The sequence below is a fragment of the Dictyobacter sp. Z7_2 genome (genome assembly GCF_057551105.1).
Window position 1 is genome coordinate 2,734,736 of sequence record NZ_BAAJPE010000001.1, and the last position, 14,157, is coordinate 2,748,892.

Consider the following 14,157-nt stretch of genomic DNA (forward strand, 5'->3'; position numbering starts at 1 on the left):
AAAGCTATGCCCAAATATCTGTTTAAACGTATCCTCTGGTTGATGATCATTATCTTTATCGCATATAGCTTTTGGTATCTCTTCTCAGCGAGTAACGCGCTCATCGTTTATTATAGCCAGGGAGCTGATCCAGCTTCGGCGCTTCATATCGTGCCCAACGTCCCACTTGATCTTTATGTTAAGCTGAACTGGAAGACTGACGACTCCGATACGGGACGCGTCATGGATCAGTTGTCCCGCACCGAGATTCAATCCGCCTATCTGCGGGCATGGTTACAATGGGATCTCTCTCTGGTGAAACAGGCTCTTTATGGAGTTGAGTCCTACTTCGCGGGGCCGGCACTCTCTGATGTTGGTAGCTCAATTCATCAGGTTGCGTCGCATGGATGGCGGGTGCAGCAGGCAGATATGTCCCATACGCTAAAACTTCACTTCTATTCCGCTGACGGATCGATCGTCTCTTTTACCGATAGCAATGTCGATATGATCAATATTATTCATGATAAGCATGGGAATGTAGTCTTCGCCAGTGAGAGAATCGTTGCGTATCAGGTCGTGATGATCCTGGCAGATGGCAACTGGCGCGTGCGCCATTGGATGCAGATCGGTAGCCAGGATATCGATGTCACGCATCCCGCGCCGTCATCCACCAATTTTGTGAGTCAGGACCCGCTACATCCGCGTTTGATGTGGCAAGGGCAACCGTATCATATTGCAGGTATTAATTACTATCCCACTGATGCGGCGTGGAATCGCTTCTGGATTTGGTATACGCCGAAGACGATTGACTATGATTTCAACATTATACGTACTCTCAAACTCAATACGATCCGCATCTTTGTACCCTTTGATCAATTTGGTGGCCCCGATCTGAGCACGAATGCGACTGCAACCCCGATCAGCTCAGCACCTGGCCAACCTCCGCTGGCCCAGCGTCCTCTGGACAAGCTTGATGATTTACTCAGGCGGGCCGCGAATAATCACTTGCACGTGATTGTCACCTTGTTTGACTTTCACTCCGACTATGCGTTGCTGCAATGGCCTAATACGGATCGCCAGCTTGAGACCTTATTGACGCGTTACAAAAATAATCCGACCATTCTGGCCTGGGATCTGAAAAATGAGCCAGATCAAGACTATCACGCAGCGGGCAAATACCTGGTGAATGCCTGGCTGACTCATATTACCTATCTGGCACATCGCTTTGATCCGAACCATCTGATGACTATCGGCTGGGCTACCGCTCAGGCCGCTCTCAATGATATCCCGGGGACAAATTTTGTGTCGTTCCACTACTATGCTCTCGCTGCCAATCTGCCTGCTGCCTATAGCTCGATGCGTGACGCGTACCCAGTATTGCCAATTGTCCTGGGCGAGTTTGGCCTGCCCACCTGGAATAGTCCTTTCTTCCCCAATGGACATACAGAGGCTGAACAGGCGAGCTATTATGCCTCGATCCTGCGCTTTTTGCGCACAAGCGATAGTGAGGGCTATCTGGCCTGGACCCTCTATGACTTTCGCTCTGCTCCGGCGAAAATAGTTGGAACCTGGCCCTGGCAGGCTGGACCACAAAAAAACATGGGGGTTCTCCATATCAATGCCCAACCCAAGTTAGCGGCACAACTGCTGGCTCCGAATGCCAATCTAAACATTCCAGCACCACCAATCTGGCAGGAGATCAAACTCTTCTGGGTGACGCTCTTCATCTGCCTCATCGTATGCGTCGGGGTATTTGTTTTTGTGCGCAGGCGGCGATCAAAATCCTCTTGACAAAAGCGCCTCGCGTAGTCTATACTCTCATTAATAAGTTAGTTATCGGTAACAAACATATGCACGATAGGCAGGATACCAATGAATGAAGAGCATGAAGACAAAAAGCGTACGCGGATGAAGGGCGAGGAGCGGCGGGAGTTGATATTGGCGCGTTCCAAGCATGTTTTCGCCTCCTATAGTTATCCTGAAGCCAGCACTGGTATGCTGGCAAAAGAGAGCGATGTGACTGAGCCAATGTTGTATCGGCACTTCGGTAGCAAGAAGGGATTGTTTCTGGAGGTGCTTGCTATGTGCAGTCAGCGTTTCATGGAGCGCTGGCAGCGGCATGTGCAGCAAAGAGCCGAAAAAGATATTCTGGATGCTCTCTCTCACGTGATTCTGGACTACCATACAGCCGTTAAAGCAGATCCAGAGATTCAGAGAGTTTTCTTCCAGGCTATTGCAGAGTCGCATGATCCCGAACTTGCTCAGTGCGTGAGCAGGCATAATCAGAAAATTTATGCTTTTATTGAGCTACTGTTAGAAAATGCCAGAGATCAGGATTTGTTGCTGCCAGATGCCAATATTAAGGCTATCTGCTGGGGATATATGAGCATGGTATTTGCGATGCAGTATAGTCAGATGCTTGATATGCCAGAAAAATTTAACGGTGAAGTTTTGGCTGAAATGAACAGTTTGTGGTTACGAGCCGTACGGCCCTGAATGGATCGCACGACTGGATGAGGCTGCTCTTTTGGCCGCCTTTGATGAGCTTTTATGTTAGTTAGTGCTAATAAACATTGGATGGAGGCAGACATATATGTTTGCAGAGAATCGTGCGAGGAAGATCACAACATTAGTGATCACCTGTCTTGGTTTCTTTATGGTTTTGCTTGACGTATCGATTGTGACTGTCGCATTGCCAACGATGCAAAATGATCTGCATGCCAGTCTGGCTGATCTGCAATGGATCGTAGATGCATATACATTGCCGTTTGCAGTCCTTTTACTCACCACGGGCACACTGGGTGATCGCTTTGGACGCAAGCGACTCTTTCTGGTCGGATTGGGAGTCTTTACGCTTGGCTCAGCCTTGTGCGGCTTTGCGCCAACGTTGAGCCTGCTGATCGCCGGACGTGTCTTGCAGGGCATCGGCGGAGCAGCACTCTCACCTGGAAGCCTCTCGGTACTCGCCTCCAGCTTTCCCGACGCCCGCGAACGTGCACAAGCGATCGGTATCTGGTCTGGAGTCTCCGGCATCGCCCTCGCTGCTGGACCGCTGATCGGAGGATCGCTGATTCAGCTATCGAGCTGGCCTGCAATCTTCTTTGTCAACCTTCCTATAGGCATAATTGCCTTCATACTGGGATGGCGTGTACTCATGGAATCCAGCAATCCCAACGCCAGACGTGCCGATATCGCCGGGCAGGTCCTGATTATCGCTGGTCTCACGGCCCTGACCTACGCTCTGATTGAAGGTGGCACTCAAGGATGGACTTCAACTCTGATTCTCTCGCTCTTTGCGCTGGCGGCTGTTTTGATTGTAGCCTTTATCGTTGTTGAGGCGAGAGAAAGTGATCCTTTACTACCCTTATCATTCTTTAAAAACGCGGTCTTCTCGACGTCAAACGTGGCCGCCCTGATCGTCGGATTTGCCTTGTTAGGGACCGTCTTTTTTCTCACACAATACTTTCAAGGCATCCTTGGCTATAGTGCGTTGAACTCGGGATTGCGCACGCTGCCGAATACGATGGGCATCTTCCTCGCCGCTCCGCTGGCTGGTCAGTTGACAGCGCGTTTCGGCCCACGTATTCCGGTCACCATCGGGACAATCTTTTCCGGGATTGCGCTCCTACTGCTCACCAGCATCGATCCGACAACCAACTATGCTGACATCTGGTGGAAGCTCGCTCTACTGGGCATCGGATTTGGCCTGACGCTGAGTCCACTCACGACGGCTGTCCTCGCCGCAACTCCGCCCGAGCGCTCTGGATTGGCATCATCGATGGTCACCACCAGCCGCCAGATCGGCAGCGTCTTCGGAGTCGCAGTGTTGGGCGCTCTGACCACCAATCAGTTCACCACCAATATCACGAATAGTCTCACGAAGATCGGCGTATCGACATCGATCAGTCAGAAGATCGCCGATGTCGTCGCCAGCGCAGGCACTCAGGCCAGCAAAATCCATTTTCCTGCCAGCCTGCCAATCTCAGGTCAGGCTCTCCACGCTATGCTTGGTCAGGACTTCACAAATGCTATACACGTTGGCTTTACCATCTCGGCTGTCGCCCTGCTCTGTACCGCTGTCCTGTCCGCCTTCCTGCTGGGGAATGTGAAGAAGGAGGCGATCGCTCAAAGCGAGCCAGGCGATGATCTGTCAGCAGAGATAATCCCTGTACCTGTCCTCGATTAGAAGCTTCATTTATAAAAGAGAGCAGACAGATCCCTATGTATTCAGGTATAGCGATCTGCCTGCTCTCTTTTTGGTTCGGCGAAGCGGCGATGTGTGCAGCGTCTGAAGGACGTAAACTACACGTTAATCGGATTGATAGAAATGTACCAATCAATCTTGACGCTACTTCAACGCTCTCACGATCAAGCTTGCAGAATCCTAAGTCGGATCGATAGGCATGTACCTTGATATTGAGATGGTTGCTCATGCTGTAAGCCTGCAACTTGTAGAATCCTAAGTCGGATCGATGGGTATGTAACAGATCATCAACGCTCATTGTCGATTAATAAAGTATCCTTGCAGAATCCTAAGTTGGATCGATGGGTATGTAACCTACGATTCTTTAACATCGACAACGGCGCATATCACAACCTTGCAGAATCCTAAATCGGATCGATGGGTATGTAACTCTGATGATGTTTGGTATTGCGCTGCGAGCAGTGGATCTTGCAGAATCCTAAATCGGATCGATGGGTATGTAACTCTGATGATGTTTGGTATTGCGCTGCGAGCAGTGGATCTTGCAGAATCCTAAATCGGATCGATAGGTATGTAACATCATCGGGTTCGTGGTGGCAGTATCCAAAGTGACGCTTGCAGAATCCTAAATCGGATCGATGGGTATGTAACCCTATGCCCGTAATAAAAAAATCGTAGAATTGTCCACAGTTCTTCTTGCAGAATCCTAAATCGGATCGATGGGTATGTAACCTACACTGGAAGCAGATAAGATCACTGTTATCCTCACGAACCTTGCAGAATCCTAAATCGGATCGATGGGTATGTAACCGTTCGGCCCAACTGCCACGCCGTTCTTTGAGGCTGCGGCTTGCAGAATCCTAAATCGGATCGATGGGTATGTAACTCACCACTGCAACGATCTTGTCCGCTCCATGCAGTTCTTGCAGAATCCTAAATCGGATCGATGGGTATGTAACTTGGAGATTATTGGACTGTCAGGCCCACTCGTGAGCATCTTGCAGAATCCTAAATCGGATCGATGGGTATGTAACTTATCCAGTTCGTCACCGCAACGCATGCGTAGACAACTTGCAGAATCCTAAATCGGATCGATGGGTATGTAACTTATCCAGTTCGTCACCGCAACGCATGCGTAGACAACTTGCAGAATCCTAAATCGGATCGATGGGTATGTAACATGGCAAATAGGATGATGGCAGTTTTGAGTATCAATGCCTTGCAGAATCCTAAATCGGATCGATGGGTATGTAACGCATGGTACTGATCGGTATCGTGCCAAGGCAACATCTTGCAGAATCCTAAATCGGATCGATGGGTATGTAACAATTGCCGTTAAGCTCCACGGCGCGTTTCAGTACATTAAACTTGCAGAATCCTAAATCGGATCGATGGGTATGTAACTCTAACCGTCTGTACCCATGCCTCTTGTGCTAGGTCTTGCAGAATCCTAAATCGGATCGATGGGTATGTAACCGTGGGTTTAGCAGGAGTATGCCTGCCACAAAATCCTCAAAAAATCTCATGCAGGCCACTCTATGAGGCTCTGAGAGCCTCGTTTTTGTCGAAGTAGCTGCCTCTAGTATAGCATATTGGTCTCCGTTTCGAAAATCGAATTCTGCTCAAATGGGCGGGGGATTTTCGAAATGCGGCAGGCCCAAAAGCGTCAAAAACATGCAGGAAGTCACCTATATAGGACAAATTAGGACAGGATTTTCCTGCTCTATGACATATTTTGTTTCGATTTTCGGATGGTGTCTATGTCAGGCGTTTTTTGAGGGCATTGTATGAGCTCGGGAGGATAATTTTTTCGGCCTCGAAATCTCTTTGTAGATTTCCGACGGTTTGTTGGTAAGCTCAAACTATACTCGGCTTATAAGCAATGTTGTCTATACGCTGCGGCGTGTTGCTTATAGTCGTTTTAAGCACTCTCCGATTGAGGGGAGATGGCGTTGTCGGTAAAGGAGATACTGGTTGTTATGATTGATTTTATTGTGGAGGGTAAGGGACTCTTTTTAGGGAAGCATCAAGGGCGGATTCGGGTGTATCGTGAGCAGAAGATGTTTCAGGAGGCGCCACTTATCCATGTGAGGCAGATTGTTGTGGTGGCGAGTGGCGTGGGCATTTCGAGCGATGTTATCCAGGCCTGCAGCGACGAGGGGATACCGATCCATTTTCTGGGTCGCAGAGGCAATCCTGTGGCGGGACTGTACGCGGCTGGTTTGACTGGTACGGTTTTGACGCGTCGGGCACAATTGCTGGCGTTCTCGACTGCTCAAGGAGTTGCGGTCAGCAAGGCGTTTGTGATGGGGAAGCTAGAGAATCAGGTGAATCTGCTACGATACATGGCGAAGTCGCGTAAAGATGAGGATTATTATCAGGAGATGCTGATGCGTATCGATGCGTTGCGCGATGCTATCCAGGATGTCGAGACGCTTCCTGGAGAGACTCTGGATGAAATGCGTGAGCGGCTGTTCTCGATCGAGGGCAGGGCGGCGCAGAAGTATTGGGAGATAATTAAGTGTGTGTTGCCTGCGGACCTGTCATGGCCGGGCCGCGAGACGCGTGGGGCTAAGGACTTGTTCAATTCCGTGCTCAACTATGGCTATGGGGTGCTGTACGCGCAGGTGGAGCAGGCAGTCATCCTGGCGGGACTGGACCCGTACGCTGGTTTTTTGCACACCGATCGTCCGGGGAAGCCAAGTCTGGTACTGGATCTCATCGAGGAATTCCGTCAGTGTATCGTTGACCGTACCGTGATCGGATTAATAAATAAGCATGTGCCGCTTGTGCAGAACGAGGAGCTGCTTTTGACGGAGGAGACGCGTCGCAAGATCGCCGATAAGGTTCTGGAGCGACTCGATGGCGGTGTGGATGCTTATGAAGGGAAGCGTCAGGCTCTGCGCTTTATTATGCAGAGCCAGGCGAGACATCTTGCCAGCTATCTGCGCGGTGATCGCGAGACGTATAAGCCTTTCGTGGCAAGTTGGTAGAGTGAGGGGATACATGTGATGCGTTATCTGTTGATCTATGATATCACTCATGATGGCACACGGAGCAAGGTCGCTGATGCTTGTCTGGACTATGGACTGTCACGCATCCAGTACAGCGCCTTTTTGGGAACACTCTCGACAGCCCATCAGCGAGAGCTCCTCTTGAAAATTCGGCAGCGGCTAGGAGATCATGGTGCCAATATACAACTCTTTCCGCTTGACGATCGAGCCTGGACCGGTCGTCAAGTCATCGAACGTGAGGAGAAGGAAGGAGATGTATCGCAATGAATGATCCCTGGCTGATTGATGTCACCGACGTCAAACAATATGTCTGTTGCCCACGACTTGCCTACTATCGCTACTGCCTGCCAGATGTCCGACCGCTTACATACGCCATGGAAGTAGGCATCGAAAGTCACAAGCAGGAAGAAGATCGAGAAATCCGCCGCAGCCTCAAGAGCTACGGCATCGAGGAAGGAGAAAGGCTTTTCCGTCATCAAATCGCCTCAACCGCCCTCGGACTCAAAGGGATCATTGATCTACTCATCGTTGTGCCATCGCTGCAAGCAGAGGACAAGGAAGCCATCATCGTCGAATACAAACATTCTGAGCTGAAAGCTGGACCACATTTCAAAGTGCAGATCGCAGCCTACGCCCTCATGATCGAGGAAATCTGGCAGATTCCTGTACGACGAGGCTTTCTCTACTCAATCCCGCTGCGTAAAGCCGAAGAGATAGTTATCACGGCCGCCCTGCGCAAAAAGATCCCAATCATCATACAGGCAATCAAGCAACTCATGGACAACGAAGACATGCCGGAGCCCACAAAAGCTTACATGAGATGTCCCACCTGCGAATTTCGACGCTTTTGCAATGACGTTGTCTGAGCCCAGATATTGATCCTCATGGCCTATTATTTTAGCTCATGAGGATTGATTTGCAGAATCCCTCAACGGATCGATGGGTATGTAACTAAATTTAACACTCTGGATACGGAACTAACCATACTTGACTTACAGAATCCTCAAACGGGTCGATAGGAATGTACCCATACGACAAGATCGACAACAGCGCTTGATTGTCTATCTTACAGAATCCCTCAACGGATCGATAGGAATGTACCCTGAGACACAGTCAACAAGGTTGTCGTTGAGTTGACTTACAGAATCCCTCAACGGATCGATAGGAATGTACCTCCGCATGCAAATCTTGCACGATGATGCGGCGAGAAAGACTTACAGAATCCCTCAACGGATCGATAGGAATGTACCGCAGAAGAGAAGATTGCAAAGCATTCCAGATCATCCATCGACTTACAGAATCCTTCAACGGATCGATAGGTATGTAACAGCCGCCGCTATGCCAAAGCACCCCCAGCGCCGCAGCTTACAGAATCCTTCAACGGATCGATGGATATGTAACGACTCTCCTATGTCATTTATTGAGTAGGCGCAGTCTGTCTTACAGAATCCCTAAATGGATTGATGGGTATGTAACAAATCGCCTTGCTCCAGCAACAACTTGCAGTCTGTCTTACAGAATCCTTCAACGGATTGATGGGTATGTAACGCTGACACCGTTCAGCGTGAACGTGATCCAACGGCAGCTTACAGAATCCCTCAACGGATCGATGGGTATGTAACGCGGTCAATCAGTGGTACAGTCGCTCGTTTAGCATCTTACAGAATCCTGAAGCGGATCGATGGGTATGTAACTTCGCGACGAAGAAATTCGTTGTGTCGACCTCGAAGAACTTACAGAATCCTGAAGCGGATCGATGGGAATGTACCCCACGGTGGTAAGTAATCCTAGTCTGAACACGAACGGTTTGCAGAATCCTAAATGAGGGGTGCAACTAATTCATTTGTAGAAATGGCGTTTTTCTCATCTATTTCTTTCTCGGATATTGCAGTTCTACTAGCGAAACTAATTCATAGTTCAAAGAACTACCATACTCCAAGAAGAATATGGGCTTCATTGTCAAAGAAGTAAATACTATTTGAAATGAGTCTTACTTAACCGCAACAACCCTGAATCTTTCCGCTTCATGTTCTCCAATTTGCAGAAACTGCTGCTTATTTCCAGTCATTCTGTTGAGAATGGCGATTTCCTTGAGATCTCTCTCTATCATATAGATATTCGTACTGTCTACAGCCATACATGCTCCATGGATTTGTGAGCAGCCTCTTTGGGAAAACCAGATCCTTTTTCCGGTCATGTTATCAAGAGCAGAGAGAGATGTCCCTGATATATTCGCATAAAGTCTATGATCAGGTAAGGCATAAAAGTCGATCCAGCCTTCTATCCTCTGTGTCCAAAGCAAATCCCCTGTAGAGGCATTGAGCGCAGTAAGAATCTCACCCCCCGAAACTAAGAGTACATTCTTCTCCACCATAAGTGGTTTACTATACACTCCTTTGTTACTGTGCCAAAGGAGTGTTCCATCCTGAACGTGTAGAGCAACAACTTCGTCAGATTGCAGGTGTCTTGATCTTTTTACGGTGTAGAGAATGTTTCCATCCACAAGAACATTTTCACTGTGAGGACTTAGTGGTGCAGCTAGGCCCAAAGAAGTATTCCAGCGTACTGCTCCCGACGTTAAATGCAAAGAGCGGACAAAGGTCTCACTCTCCTGAGAATCCCAGCTATATCCTGTAAAGAAGACAGCATCAGTTGTTACGGATAGTGAACTTCCCAATCTATCCCCAATGCGCCTGAAGTCGTAACGCCAAAGCATCTTTCCTGTTCTTCCGTCAATAGCTTGCAATTCTGTACTGTGCAGGAACACGATCCCATTGCAGATAACTATGCTCCGGGTGCCCGTACATGCATATTGCCAGCGTTCTTGCCCAGTACCTGCATCAAGAGCGGCAAGCAACGGTGGGAGAGTCCCTACTCTATTGTAGAGAAGATAGACAATGCTGTTATTCGCGCGAAGTTGGGCGGTTCCCGTTGTCTGAACGGTTAGCTGCCAGATAGCTTGCTTGTTGTTCAGGTTACATGCAACAAGCCTTAGCGTTTCAGAAAAAGGTCGTGTATGATTGGGAGTACCATATCCAACGTAAAGGATTTGCCCTTTCTGCTGTAGATTGCTGTAGGTAAAAATACCATCAATTGGATGAAAGGAAGCATTGTACACAATCGGCTGCTTTCCTTCATTTGATGCCTCGTATTCTTGCATTTCCATATATCACATCGCCTTTGTTTTTAATATTCCTCTGTGCGAACTGAAGCACTGTAGCCTCGTAGTAGTTCTAAATCAGCGAATAAAGAATGGCTCTCTTTTTCTTGCAGGCGATTATTTATCTGCACCCGATCTATCGTTTCTATGATTCTACAAATGAATTAGTTTCGATCCTCCCAAATTGGATCGAAGGGTATGTATCCACGCATTTGCGGCCAGGAGAGTCGCAATTTTAACAACTTACAGAATCCTCAAACGGGTCGATGGGTATGTAACCCTGGGAAATGGATGACCGGTCAGATATTACACAAACTTACAGAATCCTCAAACGGGTCGATGGGTATGTAACATCCATGTCCCATTTCACTAGCTGATAATGGACGTGACCCTTACAGAATCCTCAAACGGGTCGATGGGTATGTAACATCATGTTGACCGCGACCTATTACGCCGCTGTCTCCTTACAGAATCCTCAAACGGGTCGATGGGTATGTAACTCCCAGGCCTTCGCTGAGACGCTGCGCATCTGTTTATAGTCTTACAGAATCCTCAAACGGGTCGATGGGTATGTAACGAAGAGCTTCTTGATATTCAGATTGTCGAAAGTAGTTCTTACAGAATCCTCAAACGGGTCGATGGGTATGTAACATAGTGCGAGAGATTATTCCTGAGTTGTATGTGCTCTTACAGAATCCTCAAACGGGTCGATGGGTATGTAACTGTGGGTTTATCAAGAGTATGCTTACTACGAAATCTTTAAAAAATCTCACGCAGGCCACTCTATGAGGCTCTCAGCGCCTCATTTTTGTTGAGATATGTGCCTCTAGTATAGCATATCGGCCGCTGTTTCGAAAATCGAAATCTGCTCAAAATGGCGGGGTATTTTCGAAATGCACCAGGCCCAAAAGCGTCAAAAACCTACAGGAGGCTACCTATATAGGACAAATCAGGACAGGTTTTGTCGATCTGATGCTCGCTTCCGTTTTGATTTTCGAATGGAGGTCTAATTGGGGGGCTTTTTTGGGGTTGGCGGCTTTGCTAAATATGGCGGGCCTTCTTCAGATGTATCTCATTGTGACAAAATGCGCTTTTGGAGCTATTTGCTTGACCTTTGCGCGTGTGCTATCTATACTGGTGCTAAGATTATCGGCTGATATGCTGTAATCTTGCAATATAGAGAGAAACGAGGGAATAGGATGCAAGTGCCTTTTCGATCCGCGACCCTGACGACGACGCATTTATGGTTTACGGTCCGAGCGACGACTATCCTGGAGCTTGACGCTTATAGTGGAGCGTCATTGAGGGGAAGCTTTTTCAACGCGATCTGGTATCGCTTTTGTACGAACAAGAGCGCGGCCTCATGTGGAAAGTGTCCGCTACACGAGGCGTGTCCGGTGAGTGCGATTGTGGCTCCGCTGCGCGAGGAGAGCGCTCTGGGACAGGATATTCCGCGTCCATACGTGATCATTCCGCCGCTGGAGGGGGAGAGACGTTATCGCCCTGGGGAGCATTTTTCGTTTGGGATGACCTTTTTTGGCAATATTATCCAGTTGTTGCCATACATTATGTTGTCGTTGTCGCAGCTTGAGGCGGAGGGTCTGGGACGTCGGCTAGAGGAGAATCGTGGCGAGCGTGGACGTTTCCAGGTTGAGCAGGTAGAAGTATATCATCCCTGGACCGAGCAGCGGCAGACGATCTATGCTGAGGGCAGTACGCGTGTGAATAGTGAGCTTATCAGTGTGCAGATCGCTGAATGTGTGCGGCGAGCCGAGATGCTCAATCATGAGCGGTTGACGTTACAGTTTGTGACGCCGCTCAGACTGGTTGATCGTGAGCATCTGGTGAAGAATGCGAGCCTGCGACCGCTGGTCCAGAGGCTGCTGGAGCGTTATGTGACGCTGGAACAATTCTATGGCAATGCCGATTTTGTGCTGAGTCGGGATGATAAGTTTGCTTTGTTGGAGCAGGCGGAGGCGGTGGCGTGCAGTGTTGATCGGACGCGCTGGCAGGAGCTGAAAAGCTATTCTAATCGACAGAAGCGGACGACTCCGATTGGCGGCCTGCTGGGAGAGGCTACTTTTACGGGGGATCTGAGCGCGTTGCTGCCGATATTGATCATTGGTGAGCTTATTCACGTGGGCAAGAACGTCGTCAAGGGCAACGGCTGGTATCGCATTGTGCAGGATGTTGAAGTAGCCAGTCCAGTTGAACGCTAGAACCTGGATGGCGCGATCTGTGCTCAACGAAAAAGAGGAAGCCAGCACGTATGCTGACCTCCTCCTTTAGTTTGTTTTTTTGCGGTACGCTGACTAAGCCTGAGCTTAGTAGCGGCTGCCGCCACGGTTGCCGCCATAGCCGCCGCCACCTGAGTTGCGATCGCGGTTACCACCGGCGGGGCGCTCTCGAGCCTCGTTGACGGTGATGGTGCGATTGCCCAGGGTTGTGCCATTCAGTTGGTCAATAGCTGAGTGGGCATCCTGATCATTTTCCAGTTCGACAAAGCCGAAGCCTTTGCTTCTGCCGGTGTCGCGGTCTGTGATAACTGTAGCGAAAGAAACTGCGCCAATCTGACTAAATAGATCGCGAAGATCCTGTTCATTTGTTTGGTAGGGGAGTCCCCCAACGTAAAGTCTCATTTGTGTATGCTCCTGTATGTGACATCTCTTCATCTATTGACGCTCGAAGAAACCATTTCTCACAGAAGCGATACAATTCATTTTCGATGTCATACGTCTATTAAAACGTCTGGATAAAACTATTTATTCCCATTTCTCTGACATTTTTATAATCTATTTATTTTTGTCGGCAAATTTGATGGCATAATGGTGTTGTACGTCTGTGTATGATAGGATGTCTGCTTGTGACAACGTTGTTCTTTTTGATTGCCGTATCTACTCTCTCTACGTTGCCCACATAGTTCCATTCTATCTGACTCTATAATGAGAGGAATTTTTCTAGCGCGACTGCGACACCATCTTCTGTGTTCTTGAGCGTGACGTAGTCGGCGACACTTTTGACTTCGTCGTGCGCGTTTCCCATCGCGATCCCGAGTCCGGCGAAGCGTAGCATCTCGATGTCGTTATGATTGTCTCCGATGGCGATGACTTCCTCTGGCTTGATGCCAAGACTCTCGACGATTATTTTGAGCGCGTTGGCTTTTGAGACGTCTGGATGTAGCATCTCTAGCCAGCGGGGAGAGGTCTGTGTCACGTAGAGTTGTCCTTTGAAGAGATGATCCAATTGCAGTCTTTTGTCTCGTATGGTACCGGCCTCGCCGTATGCTCCCAGTTTGAGGCAGGGCTGCTGCGCGACCTCTGTGATGTCATCGACTTCCCTGGCCGCGACATTGGTAAGATAGTTGCTATCGTGAAAGGCGTAGAAAGCCTTCTCCATGTAGAGATGTTGGCTGGTGTAGTAGCAGATCTGTAGGTCCAGACTGCGTAGGGCTTCGATTGCTGGCAGGACCGCCTCTGCCGGGACAAATATCTCCTGCATGACACTGTTGGTCCGGAGATCTATAATGGCCGCTCCGTTGCTGGTGATCTGAGGTGCGTTGAGTGACAACTGCCCCAGAAGTGAGCGAAATATCGTAGGGACGCGTCCCGTGGCGATGACGATGCGAATGCCAGATTCTGCGGCGCGTTGCAGAATAGTCTGTGTACGGTGAGTAATGATGTGATCCGGAGGAAGTAGTGTTCCATCCAGATCGATGGCGAGAAGGCGGTACATAAGAAAAAGTGCTCCTAAATCGAGTTAGCCAGAGTAAAAGCTCCGTGCTTCTACTGATAGCTAAACGA

At 49.0% G+C, this 14,157-nt stretch carries 10 protein-coding genes and 2 CRISPR repeat arrays; of the genes, 7 read left to right on the plus strand and 3 right to left on the minus strand.

The window, feature by feature from the left end; translation table 11 throughout:
* Nucleotides 1-6 precede the first annotated feature (6 nt).
* From AC27N8_RS10900 to cas4, 6 genes are all read left to right on the plus strand, one after another.
* Nucleotides 7-1,770, plus strand: a complete 1,764-nt coding sequence (locus AC27N8_RS10900) for a cellulase family glycosylhydrolase (protein WP_487066820.1) — start codon at nucleotides 7-9, stop codon at nucleotides 1,768-1,770.
* Between the two features lie 81 nt (nucleotides 1,771-1,851).
* Nucleotides 1,852-2,475, plus strand: coding sequence for a TetR/AcrR family transcriptional regulator (locus tag AC27N8_RS10905; RefSeq protein WP_487066821.1), 624 nt, complete (start codon nucleotides 1,852-1,854; stop codon nucleotides 2,473-2,475).
* 97 nt (nucleotides 2,476-2,572) lie between these two features.
* Nucleotides 2,573-4,165 (plus strand): MFS transporter, encoded by a 1,593-nt coding sequence (locus AC27N8_RS10910; RefSeq protein ID WP_487066822.1) that lies wholly within the window; start codon nucleotides 2,573-2,575, stop codon nucleotides 4,163-4,165.
* Between the two features lie 187 nt (nucleotides 4,166-4,352).
* A CRISPR array of direct repeats spans nucleotides 4,353-5,659; the repeat unit is 37 nt; unit sequence CTTGCAGAATCCTAAATCGGATCGATGGGTATGTAAC.
* A gap of 503 nt (nucleotides 5,660-6,162) precedes the next feature.
* Nucleotides 6,163-7,176 carry a CRISPR-associated endonuclease Cas1 gene (gene cas1 / locus AC27N8_RS10915; RefSeq protein WP_487066823.1) on the plus strand — a complete coding sequence of 338 codons (1,014 nt, stop codon included), beginning with the start codon at nucleotides 6,163-6,165 and terminating at the stop codon, nucleotides 7,174-7,176.
* 18 nt (nucleotides 7,177-7,194) lie between these two features.
* Nucleotides 7,195-7,464, plus strand: a complete 270-nt coding sequence (gene cas2, locus AC27N8_RS10920) for a CRISPR-associated endonuclease Cas2 (RefSeq protein WP_487066824.1) — start codon at nucleotides 7,195-7,197, stop codon at nucleotides 7,462-7,464.
* Nucleotides 7,461-8,063 (plus strand): CRISPR-associated protein Cas4, encoded by a 603-nt coding sequence (cas4, locus tag AC27N8_RS10925; RefSeq protein ID WP_487066825.1) that lies wholly within the window; start codon nucleotides 7,461-7,463, stop codon nucleotides 8,061-8,063. Before cas2 ends, cas4 begins: the two co-directional genes overlap by 4 nt.
* A 1,124-nt stretch (nucleotides 8,064-9,187) precedes the next feature.
* Here cas4 and AC27N8_RS10930 read toward each other — a convergent pair.
* Entirely contained in the window at nucleotides 9,188-10,363 is a 1,176-nt protein-coding gene (locus tag AC27N8_RS10930) for an outer membrane protein assembly factor BamB family protein (RefSeq protein WP_487066826.1), read from the minus strand.
* 235 nt (nucleotides 10,364-10,598) lie between these two features.
* A CRISPR array of direct repeats spans nucleotides 10,599-11,080; the repeat unit is 38 nt; unit sequence TCTTACAGAATCCTCAAACGGGTCGATGGGTATGTAAC.
* Nucleotides 11,081-11,556: 476 nt separating this feature from the next.
* Between AC27N8_RS10930 and cas6 the strand changes: the two genes are divergently transcribed.
* Entirely contained in the window at nucleotides 11,557-12,576 is a 1,020-nt protein-coding gene (gene cas6, locus AC27N8_RS10935) for a CRISPR system precrRNA processing endoribonuclease RAMP protein Cas6 (RefSeq protein ID WP_487066827.1), read from the plus strand.
* A gap of 105 nt (nucleotides 12,577-12,681) precedes the next feature.
* Here the strand turns inward: cas6 and AC27N8_RS10940 are convergent, their stop codons facing one another.
* Nucleotides 12,682-13,029, minus strand: a complete 348-nt coding sequence (locus tag AC27N8_RS10940; RefSeq protein WP_487066828.1) for an RNA recognition motif domain-containing protein — start codon at nucleotides 13,027-13,029, stop codon at nucleotides 12,682-12,684.
* A gap of 265 nt (nucleotides 13,030-13,294) precedes the next feature.
* A complete protein-coding gene (locus tag AC27N8_RS10945; protein WP_487066829.1) occupies nucleotides 13,295-14,089 on the minus strand; it encodes a Cof-type HAD-IIB family hydrolase in 795 nt (264 codons plus the stop codon).
* Between the last annotated feature and the right edge of the window lie 68 nt (nucleotides 14,090-14,157).